The organism is Agrobacterium sp. lyk4-40-TYG-31 (genome assembly GCF_030209855.1).
GTDB classification, from domain to species: Bacteria; Pseudomonadota; Alphaproteobacteria; order Rhizobiales; family Rhizobiaceae; genus Agrobacterium; species Agrobacterium vaccinii.
Genome location: NZ_JARVRE010000002.1, coordinates 304,426 through 325,185, shown reverse-complemented (window position 1 = coordinate 325,185; position 20,760 = coordinate 304,426). Strand labels below are relative to the sequence as shown.

Genomic DNA, 20,760 nt, shown 5'->3' with positions numbered 1-20,760 from the left:
CTATGGAAACGGTTCATGCCCTGCTTCTTGGCCTTGATCAGGCAACGATGCCAAACAATCTGTTCTGGTGCCTCATCGGCACTCTGCTCGGGACACTAGTGGGTGTTCTCCCTGGCCTTGGACCTGCTGCGACGATGTCCATTCTGCTACCCTTCACAATCGGGCTTGAGCCGGTCACCTCGCTGATCATGCTCGCCGGGATTTACTATGGTGCGCAATATGGCGGCTCTACCACCGCTATCCTTCTCAACCTGCCGGGGGAAGCTTCGTCGGTGGTCACGGCTATTGACGGATACAAGATGGCGCGCAAAGGCCGTGCGGGGGTGGCACTTGCGACGGCAGCCCTTGGCTCGTTCTTCGCGGGCACAGTGGCAACCTTACTGCTTGCGCTGTTTGCACCATCTCTAGCCGAATTCGGGCTGCTGTTCGGGCCAGCAGAATATTTCTCTTTGATGATCCTCGGTCTCATCGCCTCGATCGTTCTTGCGCGCGGTTCCTTGCCAAAGGCGCTTGGCATGGTTTTCATCGGGATTTTGATCGGATTGATAGGACAGGATGTCCAAACCGCTGCACCCCGCTTCATGCTTGGCTATGACGAGCTTTCAAGCGGAGTCAATTTCGTAATTGTCGCCATGGGATTGTTCGGCATCGGAGAACTGGTCCGCGACCTAGAAAACACGGGCAGCCGCACCGCCATAAAGGCACCCTTCTTCTCCATGTTGCCAAGCCGCGAGGATTTTCGTCGCATGACACCGTCGATCCTGCGCGGCACCGGTATCGGCTCCGTACTGGGGCTTCTACCCGGCAGCGGCGCGCTGCTTGCAGCCTTTGCGGCCTACGCCATCGAAAAACGCGTTGCCAAACCACCGGAGGGCTTTGGAGAAGGTGCCATTGAAGGCGTGGCCGCACCAGAAAGCGCCAACAATGCGGGAGCGCAAACATCCTTCGTGCCCTTGCTGACATTGGGGCTTCCGGCCAACGCCGTCATGGCCTTGATGTTCGGCGCCTTGATTATGCAGGGCATTGCGCCTGGGCCAACGTTGATCAGTGATCACCCACAGATTTTCTGGGGCGTCATCGTTTCCATGTGGGTCGGCAATCTGATGCTGCTGGTGTTGAATCTACCACTGATCGGAATCTGGACGAGGTTGCTGACGGTGCCGTTCCAGTATCTCTATCCAGCCATCATCGTGTTCTGCGCCATCGGCGTCTTTTCGCTTGGGAACTCCGTCTTTGATCTCTGGCTGCTGGCGATATTTGGTGTGCTTGGCTACGTATTCGCCAAGCTCGATTGCGATGCCGCACCGCTGGTCATGGGCCTCATCCTCGGCCCATTGCTGGAGGAGAATTTTCGCCGCGCCATGTTCCTGTCAAAGGGCAGCGTATCAGTCTTTGTAGACAGGCCGATATCAGCGATCCTTCTCGTAGCGGCTGCAGTGGTTCTGGTCCTTATGATATTGCCGAAATTCGGCTCGGTCCGTCAGGAGGCATTTGAGGAATGACGAAACATGTCGTGGTCATCGGCGCTGGCATCGTTGGCGCAGCATCGGCGATCGAGTTGCTGCGGGATGGACATAAGGTCACGATTGTAGAGCCGGGCCCTCCGGGCGGGCGGCAGGCAGCAAGCTATGGCAATAGTGGTTGGTTAAGCCCAGCGTCCATCGTTCCGATGTCCATGCCAGGACTTTGGAAGAAGGTGCCCGGAATGGTGACTGATCCGTCCGGCCCGCTGGCCATTCGCTGGCGTCATATTCTTCGGCTAGCGCCTTGGCTCCTTCGCTTCGTAAAAGCGGGTGCGACCGTTGCCAAGGTGGAGCGAACTGCGGGCATTCTTTCCGGTTTGCTTCATGATGCGCCGGAACGACACGAAAAGCTGGCAGCAGAGATCGGCCGTTCGGACTTCATTGTTCGTCAAGGGCTAATATACGCCTATCCAGACCGCGCCGCCTTCGAATTAGAAGCGCTGGCATGGTCGTTGCGACGGCAGAACGGGGTGGCGTTTCGTGAACTTTCTGCTGCCGAACTGCATCAACTCGAGCCGCACCTTGACGCGCGATACTCATTCGGCGTCATCGTCGAAAAAGGCGGCCATTGTGTCGATCCTGGTGGTTACGTCGCCGCCATCGTTGAGCATGCAATCAGGCTCGGTGCCAACATGGTAACGGCAAAAGCTACAGGTTTTGAGATGACCGGGGGAAAGCTGACTGCCGTTCGAACAGAGACCGGCGCGATTGCGTGCGATCGGACAGTTATTGCCGCCGGCATTCACTCCAAAATACTGGCGACCGTCGCGGGCGATAAGGTGCCGCTTGAGAGCGAGCGAGGCTATCACATCGTCATACCCAACGATATCGCCAAGGGCGCAATGCCTGTCATGCCCGGAGACGGCAAGATGGGAAACAACCCGACACGTGCCGGCTTGCGGATCGCAGGGCAAGTAGAACTTGCGAACACAACCGTAGATCCAGATTGGACCCGTGCCGATATTTTGCTGCGTCACGCCAAGCGCACCTATACCGCGCTATCGTCTCCCTTCGATGAAAGCCGTATTGATCGCTGGATGGGACATCGCCCATCGACGCCGGATGGGGTGCCCGTCATTGGCCATTCCAATTTGACGACGGACATCATCTACGCCTTCGGCCACGGCCACGTCGGTCTGGCGACAGGACCCGTCACTGGTTGCCTGGTTGCCAACCTCGTTGCAGACCGGCCATCGTTTGTAGATTTGGGCCCATTTTCAGCAGCCAGATTTTAAGATTACATGCTCGGTGAAAGGATTGCGATTTCGCGTCGTTTACGTGGACTGCAGAAATCCGATCCTCTGACACCGAACAAACGTCGGTGCCAGAGGATCGCGGTCCGATATTCAAAAATCCGGTCTAGCGCGCCATTGGCCTCACGACTAGTTTGTGCGCTTGTCGGCGGTGTTTCGTGCCGTGATACGGGCCAGCAACCCAAGCATAGGAAAAACAATGTCCCAGAATCTCGATGAAAACTACAAACGCGCATATGGCAAGAAGGCAGGTTTTGGGAAACGACCGGCGCTGGTTCTGGTCGATTTCGCCCATGCCTATTTCGATCCCGAATGCCCTCTTTATGCTGGCGTCGACGATGCGCTGGCGTCCGCACTGCGCATCCGCAAACTGGCCCATGAGGTTGGTATTCCTGTGGTGCTGACCGAAGTGACCTACCAGAAGAGCGGCATCAACGGCGGGCGCTTCATGGAGAAGGCAAAGCCGCTGGGTGCTTTCATCAAGGGCAGGAGCACCGCCGAATTTGCAGAGGGACTGGTTCCGCTGGAAGACGAGATCATCGTCTCCAAACAATATCCAAGCGCTTTTTTCGGCACCAGCCTCGCCTCGACCTTGACGGCCATGGGCATAGACAATGTCGTGCTGACGGGTCTGACCACAAGCGGTTGCGTGCGAGCATCCTGCGTCGATTCCATGTCGCACGGCTTCATTACGACTGTCGTATCAGATGCCTGCGGCGATCGTCATCAGGGACCCCATGACGCCAATTTGTTCGACATGAATGCCAAATATGCCGATGTCGTTTCAGAGGACGAGATCATCCAGTTCTTCGAAACATTCAGGGCGTAACACCGCGACTGTATTTTTAAAGCCGGGCCGCATCGCGGTTCTTGGCGGTGCCGTTGGCATTGGCCGCGCGGTGTTCGGCAAAGTTCGCAGCTACACCAAACTCTGCGGCGTTAGACGATGGAAGTCGGTTTTTCCCTGCAAAGCGGCACCCAGCCGCAGGCACAGAGCATCCGCTTGTGGCCGTGCGACGATCTGAATGCCTGTCGGCAAACTGGAGTTTCCACGGCCCGATGGGATCATCAGAGCGGGCAATCCTGTGAGATCGAAGATCATGGTGTTGCGGGAGATCAGCGATTGGAAGGAATGCGCCTCGCCATTTACGTCTACGGTCAGGCTGTCGAGCCGACCGGCCTCGCCACCGACACCAGGCGTAACGACCAGATCGACATCCTCCATAGCCGCGAGAAAACTGGTCTGTGCTTCAGCGCGAATCTGAAGCGCCCGTGCATAGTCAACCGCCGTATAGGCCAACCCGTTTTTCAGCCGGTGCAGCAAGCCGGCATCAAAGAGCTCGGCGCGATCCAGTCGGGCGGAATGCAACGTTGCCAGTTCACTTTGCAGGATAGTCCATCCCGCATCATGCCAGGGCGCAATATCGATTGCAGGCAATGGAACGAGCTTGCAGCCGAGCGCTTCCAGCGTCTTCAGCGCATTTTCCCAATTGGTCAGCACCGCGTTATCGACCGACTCTGTGAACCAGTTGATCGGCACACCGATACGCAAACCTTTCACCTCTGCGTCATTGAGAATGGCGGCGCATTGCGCGGCGAGTTCCGGCTCGGACTGCGCCGTCATGAACGGCAGGACGCGAGCAATATCACGGGCCGAGCGCGCCATGGGGCCGATATGATCGAGTGTCCAGGACAGCGGCGCGACATCGGACCGCGAGACCCGTTCTCGACTGGGTTTCAGCCCCGTGGTGCCGCACCAGCAGGAGGGAACGCGGATGGAACCGCCCGTATCCGTGCCGAGCGCCAGCGGCATCAACCGCGCGGCAAGGCCAGCGCCAGAACCGGTTGACGATCCGCCGGTCCAGCGCGTTTGATCCCAGGGATTGGTCACGGTTCCGAAACGCGGATTGTGCGGCGACCCGGTGGCAAATTCCGTGGTTGCCGTCATGGCAAAGGGAATGGCACCGGCAGCACGCAGGCTGGCAACAGCATGGGCATCGGCTGGTGCGACCCGTTCGCCGGTAAAGTGAGAGCCCGAGGTGACCACCGCACCCGCAACATCGATGATGTCTTTTACGCCAAAGGGTATCCCTTCCAGCGGTCGAGCGGTACCATTGCGCCAGCGCTCACCGCTTTCGTGGGCCGCATTTTCCGCACCCGGCACCAAGCGAACGACGGCCTCTGCACCTGCCCTACACGAGCCTATGGCAGCGGTCAGATCGCTCAGGACATCGGTAGGAGACATGCGCCCACCGGCATAAGCCGAGAGAAGCGTATCGACACCCGCCTGTTGCCAAGGAGTATCCGACGACGCCGGTTCGACGGGCGCGCTGTTCAGTGATCCAGAAACCGCTGCGACAAGATACACACGATCTGCCGACCCCGGATCGACAAGGGTCAGCGGGTCAAGCACGTCATCGGCACCGACAAGCGGACCGCTGACAGCAATGGCAGGCGGCATCTGGTTCATTTTATTCGGCTGCGATCTGGGTGATCGTGCGCGATGCCATCAAGGGCTGTATGCGTTCACCGAAGGTATCGAGGCCGACAAGGAAGTCATCGAATGTCAACATGATGCCCTTCGTGCCGGGAACATTGCCCGCCTCGTCCAGCATGCGGGCAACATTGGCGTATGAGCCGACCAACGTTCCCATGTTGAAATTGACCGCACCTTCCGGCAGGTTGATGTGCTTGGCGGTGGAGTTACTGTCGGCAGTTGCGTCCTTACTACCCTGATCGGCCATCCACGCTAAGGCATCGACATCGGCCCCGGCGCGGTAGCTTTCCCATTTGGCCTTTGCCAGTTCGTCGGTCTCATCAGCAATGACCATGAACAGCACATAGGCCCCGACATCGCGACCGGTCTTGGCAGCCGCTTCCAGTAACTTGGCATTGTTTGGCGCATAGGCCGTCGGCGTGTTGATGCCAGCGCCCATGACGAAGTTGTAATCGGCATATTCGGCGGCGAATTCCATGCCGCGCGGGCTTTGGCCAGCGGCAACGATTTCGATCTTGTTCTGCGGCGTCGGCTTCATCATGCAATCCTTCATGGTGAAGTGTTTGCCTTCGAAGCTGCATTCGCCGTTCGCCCAAAGCTCTTTCATGATGTGGACATATTCGGTTGAATAATCATAGCGGTAACCGAAATAATCATCCCCCGGCCACATGCCCATCTGGTCGTATTCCGCCATCTGCCAGCCGGACACGATGTTTACGCCGAAACGGCCCGGTGCGACGCTGTCGATTGTGGTCGCCATGCGGGCAACAATTGCAGGCGGCAGCGTCAGAACGGCTGTCGATGCAAAGAGCTTGATACGGTCGGTGACTGCAGCCAGGCTCGCCATCAACGTGAAGCTTTCCAGATTGTAGTCCCAGAACTCCGCTTTTCCACCAAAGCCGCGCAGCTTGATCATCGAAAGTGCGAATTCCAGGCCGTATTTCTCAGCTTTCTGAACGATCTGCTTGTTGAGGTCGAAGCTGGGCATGTATTGCGGCGACGTTGTCGAGATCAGCCAGCCATTGTTTCCGATGGGAATGAAAACACCGATATCCATGTGGTTCCCCTTTTTATGTGGTGGATACGTGGGCAGTATGTACGAACTAATGCAAAAATATCTGAAGCTGTAAAGCCAAAAATGACGTAAGTTTAGGCTTGCCTATTTATTGCTCATTTGGTGATTTTGGACGCAGGTGCGCGATGCCGCCGAATGTGCCAAACGGCAAACGAGGAGGCATGTCGCCAATCAAATCATCAGAAATTTGCGCGGCACTGCGTAAACTAGCCGCAGGTCAGCCTTCGGCGCGCAACGTCGTGGTGAAAGTGAAGCGCTCGGCAGGAAGAACCTGGAACGCATATTCCAGCAGACGCCGACCGGAGCCGTAATATCGACGCGTCACCACAAGAGCGAGATCTCCAGCTTTTACGCCAAGCTTGTTCGCGACTGTCTCATCCAGCATAAGCGGCTTGATATCCTGCTGAATTTCCTGAATTTTCTCGCCGGTGAACTGCTCAATATAGTGAAAGATAGCGCTGCGGGCGACGGTGATGTCTTTCACCGCCGCAGTCAGCTTGGAATCGACGTAAACCTCGTTCCAGGAAAAGGCCCGGCTGCGATCGCCGGAGTAACGGATACCTGACATGTGAAAAAACTTGCGGCCCGGACGGCAACCGAGCTCGACAGCAAGCTTGCCCTGCGCTGAAATCTCTTCCTTCGTGTCGATTACGAATTCCGTTTCAGCAGCAATTTCGAACAGTTCAGATCGAGAATGGGCGATGAAGCGCTTTCGCTCGGGGTCGAACCCTGCCTCCACGCGGGTGCCCACACCTTTGCGGGCCGATAGCCGACCTTTGTTACGTAACGTGCCAATGGCCTGTCGCACGGTCTGCCGACTGACACCCAGAGCAATGGCAATCTCGTTCTCCGTGGGCAACAGCGAACCAACCGGGTAGTCGCCTCTGTTGATCCGGCTCTCCAGATGATGCGCGACCTGGAGATAGAGAGGCGCAGTCTCAAGTTCCGGCTTCCAGTCAATACCTTTTTGGTCCAAGCCCATCCCCACCCATGCTGGTGCGCGTTGCCGCATTCTTATAACGAAAGTTTCAATCCTCTTTCAGAGCGAAAGGCAAACAAAATCCGGTCTCGGAGCAAAGCGCCTTAAGCCCGCTTGCGATACGCTCTCAAATCAAATAGTACGTACATATACAAACAATGGACTTCCAGGATATCGAGACGCATGTCGGACTTAGTCGCCGAAGAGGCCCCACAAACGCACCGCGCCTCCTCCCTCACTCAGACGCTGATAGCAGCAACCCTCATTCAGATCGTGGCAACGGCAAGCGTGCTGGCGCTGACGGCAATAGCTCCCACCGTTGCGGCAGATATGGACATCGGCGCCTACTGGATCGGCTATCAGATCAGCCTGATCTATGCGTCTGGCATGTTTTCCTCGGCGGTTGCGGGAACACTGGTGCAGCGCTTTGGCCCTATCCGCATCGAACAGATCGCCTTGATGTGTTTCGTCATTGGCTTTGCCGGTATTGCCACCGCCAATATCGCGCTAATCATTCTGGCTTCACTTCTGATCGGCATCGGCTACGGGCTGAACAACCCGGCGTCGTCAGAAATGCTGAGCCGGGTCACACCGCAAAACCGGCGCAACATCGTCTTTTCGCTAAAACAGTCCGGCGTTCCGCTGGGCGGCATATTGGCAAGCTTCGCCTTTCCGTTTCTGTCGCGTTATGTCGATTGGCATATGGCATTACTGATAGGCGCACTTGCTCCGCTTTTGACAATGGGTCTGTTGGCCATGACCCATGCGGCAGAACCCAAAGTCGAGAAAAAGGTGCCATCAATGTGGCGCGGCTTGATCGATGAACAATCGACTATCTGGCGCAACCCGCGCCTGCGGGCGCTCAGTTGCCTGGGCTTTGCCTATTCCGCCATGCAATTGTCTGTCTCGGCCTTTGCCGTGGTCACGCTTGTGCACGATGCCGGCTGGTCCCTACTGGCGGCAGGCTCGGTTGCTGCGGCCATGCAGTTTGCGGGCGCGTTCGGCCGCATCTTCTGGGGCGTGGTTGCAGACCGTATAGGCGGCGGTTACGTGACCTTGTCGCTCCTCGGCCTGTTGGGCGGGCTGGGATATGTCTTGCTCTATTGGTTGCCGGGCCTCCCCGTAATAGCACAAGTGGCGCTTTTCATTGCGATGGGAGCGGTCACCATCGGCTGGAATGGCGTGCTTCTTGCCGAAGTGGCCCACAACGCCCCTGAAGGCAGGGTGGGCGCGATCACTGGCGGCGTCTTGGTCTATACCTTTATCGGCGTCATTGTCGGCCCGTCTTCTTTTGCCAGCCTTTACGCGCTGACCGGACATTATGGCGCAAGCTTCCTGATTTTTTCCCTCTTCGGTTTTGCAGGCATGCTCATCGCATGGCAAGCCCACCGCACAGGTCCCTGAACAGAACCTCATATGTACCGACATAAGACGCAGTGAAAGCACGCAGGCGCGGGCGCGAAGATGTTCGCAGTTGCACTACAAAGCCAGTGAAGCGCGACCATTGATCATATTTGAAGCGTTACGCTGGTGGGCTTTTTGGCAATCGCCGGATAAATGTGCAGCGCAAAAAAATAGGCAAAATCCGATTGACGTTAGCTTGAATATGTACGTACATTATCCTCATGGGAGCTCTCACTGGCGACCTTAAAAGACGCCGGTCAAACCGGGATCACAGAGGGGAATGTTGATCATGCGCCTGCTTTTTGCCAGTTCGTTGTTGGCCGCCTCAACCGTTGCGGTCCTTTCCACACCCGCCGCAGCAGATCCCATGGCCGATGCCAAGGCGATCATCGAGCAGCACCGGGCTATGCCGGTCTTTACGCCTCCAGGCGAGGCCTTTGACGCCAAGGCCTGCATGGCGGACAAGAAGGTGCTGTCTATCCCCATTTCCATGACGATCCCCTTCAATGTCGAGCTACAAAAGGCAATGTCAGACGCGGCCAAAGAAGTTGGCTTCACCTACACGACCTGGGACAACCAGCTGAAAATCGACCAATGGGTTCAGGGCATCTCGCAGGCGATTACCCAGAAATATGACGCTCTCGACCTCGCCGGTGGTCTGAACCCCGAAGTTCTCGGGCCGCAACTGGGCGAAGCGCGTGCCGCCGGGCTGAAAATCTCAACGACCCATTTTTACGACGTAACGCAGAAGGCGATCCCGAGCGTCGACTATTCCGGCAAGGTGGATTTCACCAGCGCCGGAAAACTGCTGGCCGCATGGGCCTATGTGCAGACCGAGGGTAAGCCGAACGTTCTGGTCATCGGCTCGTCTGATGTCCTGCCATCCATTCCCTTCGTCGAATCGATCAAGAACGAATTGGCAGCGCTTTGCCCGGATTGCAAAGTCAAACATCTCGATGTTCCCGTCTCTGAATGGGCAACGAAGATCCAGTCCGGCACGCAATCGGCTCTGCTGGCCGATCCGTCGATCAACTATATCCTGCCGATCTACGACTCCATGTCGCAGTTCGTCATTCCAGCCATGCGCATCACCGGTGCGGAAGGCAGCGTCAAACTTGCCAGCTTCAACGGCACACCTTTCGTTCTGGATATGGTTCGTGCAGGCCAGGTACAGATGGATATTGGCGAAAGCCTTGGCTGGGCTGGTTATGCCGCCATCGACAACATCATGCGCATGCTGTGCGGAAAGCCGGAAGTGGCCAAGCTGAACGTGCCGCTGTTGATTTTCGACGAAAGCAATATCGCCACTGCCGGTACGCCTGCCAACTTCAATGATGGCTATGGCGATGCCCATCTCGATGGCTTCCGCAAACTCTGGATGATCAAGTAAGCCAACACCGAAGCAGGAGCCGCATCATGACCGATAACGCCGTGCTTAACATGAAAAATATCCGCATGCGGTTCGGCAGTTATGACGCTCTGAAAGGCGTGTCGCTGTCGATCCGGCGCGGCGAGGTGTTCGGGCTTCTCGGCCAGAACGGTTCCGGCAAATCCACCATGATCAAGGTTCTGGCTGGCTTCCATCAGCCGGAACCCGGCAGCGAGGTCATCCTCTGGGGCCAGAAAATGCCGCTGCCGCTCGATCCGATGGAGATCAAGAAGCGCGGCGTGGCATTCGTCCACCAGCACCTCGGCCTCGTGCCATCGCTGACGGTACTGGAAAACATGCGGGTCACGGCACTGGGTCAGAAATCGCCCTGGTTCGTCAACTGGAAAAAAGAAGCCGCGTCCATCGCTAAGCTATTTGCGGAATTCGATCTGTCGATAGACCCCTTCCAGACGGTGGCGAACTTGCCACCGGTGGAGCGGGCGTTCGTCGCCATCATCCGCGCCTTCGAAGACCTTCGGGCATCGGATGCGGGCTATGGCGGTGAGGGCATACTGGTTCTGGATGAGCCCACGCCCTTTCTTCCGGCAGAGGACGTGCAGCGGCTCTTTGCCCTCATTCGCTCCATCGTCAAAACAGGCGCTTCTGTTGTCATCGTCACCCACGACATTGACGAGGTGCGTGACATTACCGACCGGGTGGCAGTGCTGCGCGATGGCGAGCTTGTCGGCATTCTCGACACCCGCAGTTCGGAACGGCAATCCATTCTCGACACGATTGTCGGTTCGCGCATCGATGCGTTCGAAAAAACACGCATGGCAAACAGCGGCGTGCCAGCGGCAGTCACCGTGCGTGGATTGACGGATGGGTCAACAGTACCGTTCGATTTCGACATTCGCGAGGGCGAAACGCTTGGAATCACCGGCCTCATCGGCTCCGGCTTTGCGGCCCTGCCCTATCTGCTCTATGGCGCAAGGCGCGGCAGCGGCACCATCACCGTGGGCGGAAACGCCGCAAAGATCGGCTCCATGACCCCGCTGACCGCACAGCAAATGGGCATTGCCTTCCTGCCCGGCGACCGCTTAGGCACTGCTGGTATTGGCTCGCTGTCCGTTACCGACAACATCACCCTTCCCGTTCTGGACAGCCTGTTAAAACCCTATGGGCTTGACCGGCCAGCCATGACCCGCGAGGCGGCGCGTCTGGCGCAAATCTATGACGTCAGGCCACAAAATCCGCATCTGCCACTCGGGTCTTTGTCCGGCGGCAACCAGCAGAAAGTTCTGCTGGCCAAATGGCTGCAGATCAAGCCGAAGCTGCTAATGCTGGACGAGCCGACCCAAGGCGTCGATTTTGGCGCGCGTCAGCAAATCTTCAAAGCGCTGGACCGTGCGGCAACGGAAGGCACGGCCATTCTCTGTGCCTCCACCGACAACGAACAACTCGAACAGATCTGCGACCGCATCATCGTCTTTTCGCGCGGCCGCCCTGTGATCGAACTCAAAGGCTCCGAAATCAGCCGCAAGGTGATCACCGAAGCCTGTTTCCACAGCCATGAAGCGGAGGCCGCAGAATGACGACGCTCGACATGCCCATGACAAAGGCGATCACAGCGCCCAAGAGCCGGTTCACGCTGAAGACCGAAGGCGAACGTTTTGCCTTGGTGGGTGCCTGGCTGCTTTTGATCCTGATTTTCGGCGCGCTGATGCCGGATTCGTTTCTGAGCTGGCGGAGCTTCTCTACCCTTTTCGGTTCTCAGGCCATTCTGGTGGTGTTGACTCTGGCCATCATCATTCCGCTCACATCAGGCGATTTCGATCTATCGGGCGCGTCGACACTGACGATGAGCTGCATGCTGATCGCCGTTCTGAATGTGAAATTAGGCTGGCCTATCGTACCGGTGATCCTGATTGCACTCCTGAGCGGCATCGTCATCGGTGCGGTCAATGCTTTCTTCGTTCTCTACTTCCGCATCCATTCGTTGATCGTAACGCTGGGCGTCGGCACATTCGTCAACGGGCTGATCCTGTGGGTCAGTAATTCACAAACGATCTCCGGCGTATCCATGGGGCTTGTGGAGTGGGTGATCATCAACCGCCTGTTCGGCATCCCGCTCGCCTTTTTCTATGCCATGATCCTCGCAGCCTTCCTCTGGTATGCGCTTGAATTCACCATTGCGGGCCGCAAACTGCTTTTCGTCGGACGTGGTCGTGAGGTCTCGCGGCTGAACGGTATCAATGTGGACCGCGTCCGCGCCACGTCCTTCATACTCTCCGGCCTGATCTCGGCCTTCGCGGGCATGCTTTATGCCGGCATGACGGGCTCAGCCGATCCGCTGTCAGGCCTCAATCTCCTGCTTCCCGCCTTCGCCGCAGCCTTTCTGGGTGCGACGACGATCTCGCCGGGCCGGTTCAACGCCTTCGGCGCAGTCATCGCGGTCTATTTCCTCGTCACCGGCATCACCGGCCTTACCATGCTAGGGGCAGATGCCTATGTGCAAAACCTGTTCTACGGCGGAGCGCTGGTCATCGCCGTGTCGCTGAGCCAGCTTGTGCGCAACCGCCAACCGCAGGATTTCAGCTGATGGAGGACAGGGAGATCATGGCTGCACTTGCCGAACGCTATTGGGGCCGCCCGGTGGTCGAGGCCGAACTCACTGCCATGGCAGGAGAGGTGGCGCGCGACAGCATCGCAATCGCTCCCTCACCGCTCGGGCAAGCGGGAGCAATGTTCAACATCGAACCAGCACATTTCGACGCCCTACTGCTTGCGGAGGCAAATCGATGAGCCTCGACAATCCAACCTCGCTGAAACAGGCGTCGGACGCGATCCGCACCGGCAAGATCAGTTCGGTGGAGATGATGCAAGCCGCGCTCACACGGGCAAAATCCAGTCATGAGCGCCTGAATGCTTTCATCGAAATCGAGGAAGGCCCCGCGCTCGAAGCGGCAAAAGCCGCCGACGCCATGCTGGCATCCGGCCAAACCGTGGGCCCGCTGCACGGCGTGCCGCTTGCCCACAAAGACATGTATGATCGCGCCGGTTTCATAACGGGTTGCGGTTCGAAAATTCGTGCCGGACACATCGCCGCCTCCACCTCAACCGTGATGGAACGCCTGCAATCCGCAGGTTCGCTTTCGATGGGGCGGTTGAACATGAGCGAATTTGCCATGGGTCCGACCGGGCACAATTTTCACCATGGGCGGGCGCTGAACCCGATAGAGGCGGTGCGTATCACGGGCGGCTCGTCATCCGGCTCAGGCTCCGCCGTGGGTGGCGGCGTGGTGTTGGCAGCACTCGGCTCCGACACCGGCGGGTCGATCCGCTTGCCCGCAGCCTGCTGCGGCGTGGTCGGCATCAAGCCAACCCAGGGCCGCGTCAGCCGCCATGGCGTCATGCCGCTATCGTTTTCGCAAGATTGCGTCGGGCCGTTGGCACGTTCGGTCGAAGACGCCTACCTGATGTTGCAGCTGATTTCCGGGCCTGACGGTCGCGACAAGACCTGTATGGATGTTGAAGAGCCCGGCAGTCTTCTCACCGATCTGTCGCCGGTGCGTATTGGCATCGCAGGCGGTCTGTTTGCCGAAGGGCTGGAAATCGATGTCGCGCACGGCATCGAAACAGCCATCACGGCACTCAAGCCAGATGTCGCCAGCATTGCAAAGGCGTCCATCCCGGACCTGTCTGCGATGGCCGAACTCGCCAACGCTGTTGCGATGGCGGAAGCGGGTGCGGTGCATTTCGACTGGATGCGTGAGCAACCGGAAGATTACGGTCCGCAAATCCGTATGAGACTATCGCAATCCCTGGCGATACCGGGCCCGATCTATCTGCGCGCGTTGCAAATACGCTCGGTGATGTTGAGGGAATTTCTCGCGACAGCCTTTGCCGAGGCAGATGTGCTGATTACGCCCACCATGCCCTTCCTTTCACCACTGTCATCCGAGGTGGATGTCGGCACCAGCCCAACAATGAACGCAGTGGTCAGCGCGATGACATCGTTCACACGCCCGTTCAGTTATCTCGGCCTGCCGGTGGTGACCGTGCCGGTTTCAGCGTCTGCCGGGGGCTTACCTGTCGCGCTACAGATCGTCGCCCGACCATGGCGTGAAGACCTTGCGGCAAGTGTTGCCTTGCGACTGGAACAAGCGCTTGCCCTTCCCGCATTCAACGACATATCCATCGCCAGATCAGCGGCATGAAATCCCGGATTGCAACGAAAGGATCATCCCCATGAACACGATGCCAAATCTCTCAACACCCGTCGAGGTGATTGCGGATGTGAGCCAGCAGGCGTTTCGCGATGCCATGGCCAAGATGGGCGCTGCCGTCAACATCATCACCACGGATGGGCCTGCCGGAAAGGCGGGCTTTGCTGCGACCGCAGTTTGCAGCGTGACGGACAGCCCGGCAACCATTCTCGTTTGCCTGAACCGCACGGCGTCGGTTTTCAACGCGGTAATGGAAAACAAGGTGATTTGCGTCAATGTGCTGACCGCAGAACACGAAAAACTGTCCTCGCTGTTTGGTGGCAAGACGCCTGTTGAAGAACGCTTTGCAGCCGCCAACTGGCATTATGGAGCGACGGGTGCCCCGGTTCTGGATAACGCCATGGTGTCCTTCGACTGCGCTATAATCAGCACGCAGAATGTCGGCACACATTGCGTGCTGTTTTGTTCCGTCAAGGCAATCCATGAAAGTGGTGCCGATGCGGGGCTGATCTATTACAAGCGTGCCTATCACCGTGTTGGCGAATGATGCCTGTATGCTCACCCGTGCTTGAAGCAGGAATCACACTCAAGATATTAACATCGACAATTTTACCTAGAAAAACTGAGCCATAAATCCTTGGAGGAAATCTCCGCAGACTTTGTGATATCAAGCCTTTGATATGCTGCGGATAGGATTCCACATGAAACTCGTCATATTCGGCGCAAATGGTCCGACGGGCCGCCAGGTCGCCCGTCAGGCTCTTGCTTTGGGGCATCACGTGATTGCGGTGACCAGAAGACCTGATCAATATCCTCTGAGCTCCCCGCTGTTGACGATCCTTGCCGCTGACGTGACTGATAAGGACGCCGTCAGACGGGCCGTAATCGGCAACGACGCCGTCCTCTCGACGTTCGGTGTGCCTTACAGCAGGCAGGATATTTCGGTCTACTCTCAAGGCATTACCAACATCATAGACGCGATGGCGTTGGAGGGCATCAGCCGCCTGGTCTGCGTTTCATCGACAGCTGTGGCTACGCAGGAGGTCGCCCGAGAGACCCTGTTCTGGCGCAAGATTCTGGTGCCTTTTTTCCGCAACGTGCTGGGCAAGACGCTCTACGACGACATGGCCAGGATGGAAGGCATCGTCCAGAAGAGCCCATTGCAATGGACAATCATTCGCCCCGCAGCTCTGTTCGACACGGACGAGCCGACAGGCGATTACGACGTGGGCGTGGAGCGCATATTCGGTCGTTTTACATCCCGCGCCGATCTAGCACAGACCTTGATCCGCGAGGCCGTTTCCGTTGAGCATCCTCGCGCTATCATCGAGGTCATCACCCACGCTGGCCGTCCTTCGAGTTTTGCCGTTTTAAAAAAGACTTTTGGTCGTAAGCGTGATGAATAAAAGCTCACAGCTTTTTATTTTCGCTTTTGAAGCATTTGAAGAAGGTGCGTGATTTTGGAACAAATTTCGGAATTTCTGAGCGGCATGTTCGGCAGTCGAACGATTGAAATCTGCGCGACTTTGCTCGGCTTGGCCAATGTATCGCTGATCATACGGCGGAGCATTTGGAATTATCCATTCGGCATCGCAATGGTCATCCTTTACGCGTGGATTTTTTACGATGCGAAGCTTTATAGCGACGCGCTTTTGCAAATATTCTTTCTTTTCATACAGTTCTATGGAATTTCGACCTGGCTACGGGGGCGAGGTGATGACGGATTGGTCAATGCAATCGATCTTCCATATTCTTTTGCTGTGCCGTTGGCACTTAGCGCAGCGACCTGTTCCGTCGCGCTGGGTTATGTCATGGCGGAATTCACAGACGCGGCCCTCCCCTATTGGGACGCAACGACCACTGTGTTGAGTGTCTTCGCTCAATTCCTTCTGGCCAGACGCTATCTGCAGAATTGGCTCGTCTGGATCGTGGTCGATGTTCTTGCGATCGGAATATATTGGAGCAAAGACCTGACGCCGACTGCATTTTTGTACGTCATTTTCCTTGGCATGGCGATCGCAGGATATCTGAACTGGCGCAGATCGATGCGACCATCCGGGCAGCTGATCTGATGACGACACGCGGTTTCCTGCTGGGCAAGTTTTTGCCACCCCATGCCGGTCATGTCTTCATGTGTAACACCGCTTCGCACCTCTGTGACCAGTTGACGATCCTGGTATGCTCGCTGGATCGAGAGCCGATCGAAGGGCAATTGCGATACAGTTGGATGAAGACTCTTTTTCCGCACGCACGCGTCATCCATTTTACCCAGGATGTTCCACAAGAGCCAAAGGATCATCCAGATTTCTGGAGGATATGGCAAAAAATCTGCCAAGAAGCCCATCCTGAGAAACTGGATTACGTTTTTGGGTCGGAACCCTATGTCGTAAAACTGGCAGAAGTCATGGCGGCCAAGCCCGTTGTGATTGACCCGGAGCGTTTGGCATTCCCGGTTTCGGGAACGGCAGTCAGAGAGAAGCCGTATGCGCATTGGGACATGGTGCCGGGTCCGGTTCGCCCGTACTATCAGCGGCGAGTGGTTCTCGCGGGAGCCGAAAGCACAGGCAAGTCGGTCCTTGCCAAACGCTTGGCAGACCATCTCAAAACTCGATATGTCCCTGAGTATGGTCGTACCTATGACGCCTACCGGATAGGAGACTGGCAGGCCCGGAGCTTCCAAGAAATAGAAGCCGGTCATCGCGCCATGCGTCAAGCGATAGCGCCTTCCGCCGGGCCCATTTTGATCGAAGATACTGATGAGCTTTTGACCCGGGTCTGGGAGGAGGCTTTAACGGGTCAGCGTCCTACACGTCCCCGACCCGCGGATATCGCAAATCTCTATCTGCTGCTCGACACCGATTTGCCGTGGCACGACGATGGCACCCGATATCAGCAAGACATATCCTTCCGGTCTGATTTCCAACAGGCCGTAAAACGTGAGCTTGAAGAGGCCAATGCCATCTGGCGAACTGTCAGTGGAGTTGGGCAAGACCGTCTCACAAACGCACTCGCGATATTAAACGACATTTTTGGTCAGGACTTGCTCTGAAGCGCTCGTTACTACCCGGCCCCATTAAAAAGAAATTCTAAACGGGCGATAGAATTTAGTCGTTGGACCCCTTCCGATACGCTGCATATCGTCCTCTTAACGATATGCAAAGCCAAAAGGCAAAGGGGAATACGATATGAAGTGCATCTCCATGAAAGTCCTTTCTGCCACGTTTTTCGCAGCAACAATGCTGGCGGGAACCTGTGCCAGCGCTGCGGAAATCACGGTTATGGGTTACCGTGGGCCGTTCGAAGAAAACTATATGAAATCGGTCATCCAGCCTTTCATGAAGGCTCACCCCGACATCAAGGTCAATTATTACGGCGTACAAAACGCCGCAACCTCTCTTGGCAACATGCGCGCTCAACGGGATGCCCCGCAGGTCAACGCCGTCATCTACGACCTCTCGGTCGCCAAGATCGCCAAAGAGGAGGGTCTGGTTGCCACCCTCGATACGGCTAAAACGCCGAATTACGCTGACCTGCACGATGTCGGCAAGGAACTGGGCGGCGCGGCTATTCCGGTGACCTACGATACGCTGACCCTCATCTACAATTCCAAAGCTTTTCCTGTCGCGCCAACCAGTTGGGAAACGCTGTGGGATAAAAATCAGGCTGGCAAGGTTATCGTGCCCGCTCAAGGTGGCGGCGACATTCAGGCGATTGTTTTGACAATCATTGCCAACCGGCTCGCTGGCGAAGAAGATTACAAGAAGACAATCGATCCCGGTGTTGAAAAGCTCGTAGAACTGGCACCGCGTGTCCAAACGTGGGAGCCCAAACCAGATGCCTACACGCTGATCGCCAATGGCACCGCAACTGTGTCGATCGGCTGGAACGCGCGCTCGCAGTTCTACTTCGATCAGACAGAAGGCCGCTTGAACTCGATTGCACCCGTGGAAGGGACAGCCTCTCAGGTCAATGTCATCAGCGCTATTGAAAAGGCATCTGAAGCCGAGGCGACACAGACCTTCATAAACTATGCGATTGGCCCGGAGGCCCAGGCAGCCTTTGCCAAGGCGATGTTTTACGCGCCCACCAATAAAAAGGCCGAGGTAGACGAGGCCACCGCCAAGCGGATTCCGATGATGGACCCGGCCCAGCAGGAAAAGCTGATCAAGGTCGACTGGATGACCATCGGCGACATGCGAGACGATATTCTGCAGCCATGGCGTCGTCAGATCATTCCCGCCGGACGATAGGCGCAGACGCACCGCGAACAAGAGCGCGGCTCTATTTCACGACACCGTCAGCAGATCATTCCGTAACACGCGTACTCGCGCGTGGATGGACAGATGCGCCGACATTTCAGGGCCGCGCTCTTCGCCTTACGCCGACCTCAATTCGCACATGGTGACGAAATGCAAACGATACAGCGACATCAAGATCATCAGAACTCTGCGGCCCATCCCGACGGGGCGACTTTTCTCAAGCTCGAAGGCCTCACCAAACGCTACGGTGAAGATTACATGGCGGTGGATAATCTCGCCTTGGATGTCCCGAAAGGTAAGCTCCTTGGTCTGCTTGGACCTTCAGGATGTGGAAAATCCACCACACTGCGGATGATCGCAGGTCTACTGGATATTACCGCAGGCAAAATCTCCATTGAAGGCGATGACATCTCGCACAAGCCGCCACACAAGCGCGATATCGGCCTAGTCTTCCAGAACTATGCCCTGTTCCCCCATATGACGGTGGCGCAGAACGTGGCCTTTGGTCTTGAAATGCGTGGCATATCCAAAACCGAAGCGCGCGATCGCGTGGAAGAAGCATTGGAAATGGTGCGCCTTCCCGGCTACGGCGAACGCAAGCCCAAGGAAATGTCCGGCGGTCAGCAGCAGCGCGTGGCGTTGGCCCGTGCACTCGTCATCCGCCCCCGGCTTCTTCTTCTCGACGAACCTCTCTCCAACCTCGATGCCAAGCTGCGCGACGACATGCGGATCGAGATCAGAGAAATTCAGCAACGCCTTCAAATCACGACCGTTTTCGTAACCCACGATCAGGTCGAGGCACTGACGATGTGCGACCTCGTCGGTGTCATGCATCGCGGCAAGCTGGCCCAACTCGGGACGCCCGAAGATATCTATGAGCGCCCAGCCGATTTGTTCGTCGCGAATTTCGTGGGCCGGACCAACTTTCTCGACTGTGAGATCGAAGAACTCGACCGCGTGCGGATCGGATCTTCTGTGTATCCCTGCAAGACGCAGGGCTTGACCAAGGGAAAAGCGAAAGCAGCCATCCGTCCCCACCGTATAAGCCTTACACCGAGCCGCGACCGCAGCCTCGTCAGCATCGCGACAAACTCAACCCACGGCAAGGTCGTGCGCGTCACCTATATCGGCGATGTCGTCCAATATGATATCGACATCGGCGGCAGTATTCTGACCACCGAAGTGCATACGGCCAGTGCCGGTCACAGCTTCCAGAGCGGCGAGAAACTGCTCTGCGAATGGAAGCCGCAAGACATGCAAGTTTTCGGGAGCTGACCCATGGCAACCGTAACCGACACCTTCCAACTTGCTGAAGCGCCAAGACGCAAACGTACATTTCCCTTCCTTATCATCGCCCTGCTCCTGCCAATGGCGATCATCAATTTCATCGCCTTCGTGTTGCCTGTTGCCAGACTGGCGATGATATCCTTCATCGAAAGCCGTAGCGGTGGCGTACTTACGAACAACTACACGCTGGAAAACTACGTCGATTTCTTCACCGACAGTTTCAGCATCGAGCTTATCTCCAACTCCCTGATCCTGGGTTTTGGCGTGACCTGCATCACGCTGTGCTGCGCCTATCCGATTGCGCTTTTTCTGCACCGGGTCTCCCCGAAGTGGCGCAACATGCTGTTTGTCATCACTGTGTCCCCGCTGCTCGTCAGCAGCGTGGTCCGAACTTATGGCTGGATGGTCATTCTCGGAGATCAGGGCGTAGTCAACGGCATCCTGATGTCATCCGGCATCATCGACAGCCCCCTGCGCCTGACCAACAACACGCTGGGTGTCTTCATCGGCATGGTCGAAGTGCTCATTCCCTATATGGCGCTGTCACTGATCGCAGGCTTCGGTCGTCTGGAGAATGTCTACGAGGAAGCCGCCGCCTCTCTCGGGGCCAATAGCTGGACCCGCTTTCGCCGTGTCATCCTTCCGTTGACGGCACCCGGCATCGCGCTCGGCTGCCTGCTCTGCTTCGTCCTTTCCATCAGCTCCTTCATCACACCGAAGCTTCTGGGTGGCGGACGCGTCTTCCTGCTGGCCACTGAAATCTACGATCAAGCCGTCATCCAGCTGGAATGGCCAACCGCAGCGGCGATCTCCGTCATCGTCCTCATCATCTTCGGCATCGCCCTTGCCGTCTACTCCCGCGTCGTCAAGCGCTTCGACTAGGAA

Annotated in this window: 19 protein-coding genes; 16 read left to right on the top strand and 3 right to left on the bottom strand. The window is 56.9% G+C overall.

What is annotated here, in order from left to right:
* Positions 1-2 precede the first annotated feature (2 nt).
* The 3 genes from QRN55_RS02215 to QRN55_RS02205 all read left to right on the top strand — a co-directional run bounded on the left by QRN55_RS02215 (position 3) and on the right by QRN55_RS02205 (position 3,605).
* On the top strand, positions 3-1,502 hold the full coding sequence (locus QRN55_RS02215; RefSeq protein WP_284774443.1) for a tripartite tricarboxylate transporter permease: 1,500 nt from the start codon (positions 3-5) through the stop codon (positions 1,500-1,502).
* Complete coding sequence (locus QRN55_RS02210) at positions 1,499-2,758, top strand: NAD(P)/FAD-dependent oxidoreductase (RefSeq protein WP_284774441.1); 1,260 nt, start codon at positions 1,499-1,501, stop codon at positions 2,756-2,758. Before QRN55_RS02215 ends, QRN55_RS02210 begins: the two co-directional genes overlap by 4 nt.
* Before the next feature lie 217 nt (positions 2,759-2,975).
* Positions 2,976-3,605: an isochorismatase family protein gene (locus QRN55_RS02205; protein WP_284774439.1), complete on the top strand. Its 630-nt coding sequence runs from the start codon at positions 2,976-2,978 to the stop codon at positions 3,603-3,605.
* A 90-nt stretch (positions 3,606-3,695) separates the two neighbouring features.
* On the opposite strand, the gene QRN55_RS02200 is transcribed toward QRN55_RS02205, so the two are convergent.
* From QRN55_RS02200 to QRN55_RS02190, 3 genes are all read right to left on the bottom strand, one after another.
* Positions 3,696-5,246: an amidase gene (locus QRN55_RS02200; protein WP_284774437.1), complete on the bottom strand. Its 1,551-nt coding sequence runs from the start codon at positions 5,244-5,246 to the stop codon at positions 3,696-3,698.
* Position 5,247: 1 nt separating this feature from the next.
* Positions 5,248-6,330 (bottom strand): pyrimidine utilization protein A, encoded by a 1,083-nt coding sequence (gene rutA / locus QRN55_RS02195; RefSeq protein WP_284774434.1) that lies wholly within the window; start codon positions 6,328-6,330, stop codon positions 5,248-5,250.
* 235 nt (positions 6,331-6,565) lie between these two features.
* Positions 6,566-7,324 (bottom strand): GntR family transcriptional regulator, encoded by a 759-nt coding sequence (locus tag QRN55_RS02190; protein ID WP_284774432.1) that lies wholly within the window; start codon positions 7,322-7,324, stop codon positions 6,566-6,568.
* A gap of 186 nt (positions 7,325-7,510) precedes the next feature.
* Here QRN55_RS02190 and QRN55_RS02185 point away from each other — a divergent pair, with 186 nt between their 5' ends.
* The 13 genes from QRN55_RS02185 (at position 7,511) to QRN55_RS02125 (ending at position 20,757) form a co-directional block, all read left to right on the top strand.
* Positions 7,511-8,731 (top strand): MFS transporter, encoded by a 1,221-nt coding sequence (locus QRN55_RS02185; RefSeq protein WP_284774430.1) that lies wholly within the window; start codon positions 7,511-7,513, stop codon positions 8,729-8,731.
* A 289-nt stretch (positions 8,732-9,020) separates the two neighbouring features.
* Complete coding sequence (locus tag QRN55_RS02180) at positions 9,021-10,121, top strand: sugar ABC transporter substrate-binding protein (protein ID WP_233123723.1); 1,101 nt, start codon at positions 9,021-9,023, stop codon at positions 10,119-10,121.
* Positions 10,122-10,147: 26 nt separating this feature from the next.
* Positions 10,148-11,695 (top strand): sugar ABC transporter ATP-binding protein, encoded by a 1,548-nt coding sequence (locus QRN55_RS02175; protein ID WP_284774428.1) that lies wholly within the window; start codon positions 10,148-10,150, stop codon positions 11,693-11,695.
* Positions 11,692-12,702, top strand: coding sequence for an ABC transporter permease (locus tag QRN55_RS02170; protein WP_111839423.1), 1,011 nt, complete (start codon positions 11,692-11,694; stop codon positions 12,700-12,702). The genes QRN55_RS02175 and QRN55_RS02170 overlap by 4 nt, the downstream gene beginning before the upstream one ends.
* Positions 12,702-12,905, top strand: coding sequence for a hypothetical protein (locus QRN55_RS02165; RefSeq protein ID WP_111839424.1), 204 nt, complete (start codon positions 12,702-12,704; stop codon positions 12,903-12,905). The genes QRN55_RS02170 and QRN55_RS02165 overlap by 1 nt, the downstream gene beginning before the upstream one ends.
* Positions 12,902-14,320 (top strand): amidase, encoded by a 1,419-nt coding sequence (locus QRN55_RS02160; RefSeq protein ID WP_111839425.1) that lies wholly within the window; start codon positions 12,902-12,904, stop codon positions 14,318-14,320. Before QRN55_RS02165 ends, QRN55_RS02160 begins: the two co-directional genes overlap by 4 nt.
* A 31-nt stretch (positions 14,321-14,351) precedes the next feature.
* Complete coding sequence (locus QRN55_RS02155) at positions 14,352-14,876, top strand: flavin reductase (RefSeq protein ID WP_111839426.1); 525 nt, start codon at positions 14,352-14,354, stop codon at positions 14,874-14,876.
* Between the two features lie 154 nt (positions 14,877-15,030).
* Complete coding sequence (locus tag QRN55_RS02150; RefSeq protein ID WP_284774423.1) at positions 15,031-15,735, top strand: NAD(P)-dependent oxidoreductase; 705 nt, start codon at positions 15,031-15,033, stop codon at positions 15,733-15,735.
* Positions 15,736-15,789: 54 nt separating this feature from the next.
* Complete coding sequence (gene pnuC, locus QRN55_RS02145; RefSeq protein ID WP_284774422.1) at positions 15,790-16,401, top strand: nicotinamide riboside transporter PnuC; 612 nt, start codon at positions 15,790-15,792, stop codon at positions 16,399-16,401.
* On the top strand, positions 16,401-17,378 hold the full coding sequence (locus QRN55_RS02140; RefSeq protein ID WP_284774420.1) for an AAA family ATPase: 978 nt from the start codon (positions 16,401-16,403) through the stop codon (positions 17,376-17,378). Before pnuC ends, QRN55_RS02140 begins: the two co-directional genes overlap by 1 nt.
* Positions 17,379-17,514: 136 nt before the next feature.
* Positions 17,515-18,579, top strand: a complete 1,065-nt coding sequence (locus QRN55_RS02135) for an extracellular solute-binding protein (RefSeq protein ID WP_284774418.1) — start codon at positions 17,515-17,517, stop codon at positions 18,577-18,579.
* 159 nt (positions 18,580-18,738) lie between these two features.
* Complete coding sequence (locus tag QRN55_RS02130) at positions 18,739-19,863, top strand: ABC transporter ATP-binding protein (protein WP_284774416.1); 1,125 nt, start codon at positions 18,739-18,741, stop codon at positions 19,861-19,863.
* A 3-nt stretch (positions 19,864-19,866) separates the two neighbouring features.
* Positions 19,867-20,757, top strand: coding sequence for an ABC transporter permease (locus tag QRN55_RS02125; RefSeq protein WP_233136872.1), 891 nt, complete (start codon positions 19,867-19,869; stop codon positions 20,755-20,757).
* The last annotated feature ends 3 nt before the right edge of the window (positions 20,758-20,760 follow it).

Bases quoted from the DNA above. Each gene is read 5' to 3' on its own strand.
- QRN55_RS02165 (WP_111839424.1), top strand. From the start codon at position 12,702: ATGGAGGACAGGGAGATCATGGCTGCACTTGCCGAACGCTATTGGGGC.
- QRN55_RS02155 (WP_111839426.1), top strand. From the start codon at position 14,352: ATGAACACGATGCCAAATCTCTCAACACCCGTCGAGGTGATTGCGGAT.
- QRN55_RS02215 (WP_284774443.1), top strand. From the start codon at position 3: ATGGAAACGGTTCATGCCCTGCTTCTTGGCCTTGATCAGGCAACGATG.
- QRN55_RS02175 (WP_284774428.1), top strand. From the start codon at position 10,148: ATGACCGATAACGCCGTGCTTAACATGAAAAATATCCGCATGCGGTTC.
- QRN55_RS02180 (WP_233123723.1), top strand. From the start codon at position 9,021: ATGCGCCTGCTTTTTGCCAGTTCGTTGTTGGCCGCCTCAACCGTTGCG.
- QRN55_RS02150 (WP_284774423.1), top strand. From the start codon at position 15,031: ATGAAACTCGTCATATTCGGCGCAAATGGTCCGACGGGCCGCCAGGTC.
- QRN55_RS02185 (WP_284774430.1), top strand. From the start codon at position 7,511: ATGTCGGACTTAGTCGCCGAAGAGGCCCCACAAACGCACCGCGCCTCC.
- QRN55_RS02160 (WP_111839425.1), top strand. From the start codon at position 12,902: ATGAGCCTCGACAATCCAACCTCGCTGAAACAGGCGTCGGACGCGATC.
- QRN55_RS02205 (WP_284774439.1), top strand. From the start codon at position 2,976: ATGTCCCAGAATCTCGATGAAAACTACAAACGCGCATATGGCAAGAAG.
- QRN55_RS02140 (WP_284774420.1), top strand. From the start codon at position 16,401: ATGACGACACGCGGTTTCCTGCTGGGCAAGTTTTTGCCACCCCATGCC.
- QRN55_RS02210 (WP_284774441.1), top strand. From the start codon at position 1,499: ATGACGAAACATGTCGTGGTCATCGGCGCTGGCATCGTTGGCGCAGCA.
- QRN55_RS02135 (WP_284774418.1), top strand. From the start codon at position 17,515: ATGAAGTGCATCTCCATGAAAGTCCTTTCTGCCACGTTTTTCGCAGCA.
- QRN55_RS02170 (WP_111839423.1), top strand. From the start codon at position 11,692: ATGACGACGCTCGACATGCCCATGACAAAGGCGATCACAGCGCCCAAG.
- QRN55_RS02200 (WP_284774437.1), bottom strand. From the start codon at position 5,246: ATGAACCAGATGCCGCCTGCCATTGCTGTCAGCGGTCCGCTTGTCGGT.
- rutA (WP_284774434.1), bottom strand. From the start codon at position 6,330: ATGGATATCGGTGTTTTCATTCCCATCGGAAACAATGGCTGGCTGATC.
- QRN55_RS02130 (WP_284774416.1), top strand. From the start codon at position 18,739: ATGCAAACGATACAGCGACATCAAGATCATCAGAACTCTGCGGCCCAT.
- QRN55_RS02125 (WP_233136872.1), top strand. From the start codon at position 19,867: ATGGCAACCGTAACCGACACCTTCCAACTTGCTGAAGCGCCAAGACGC.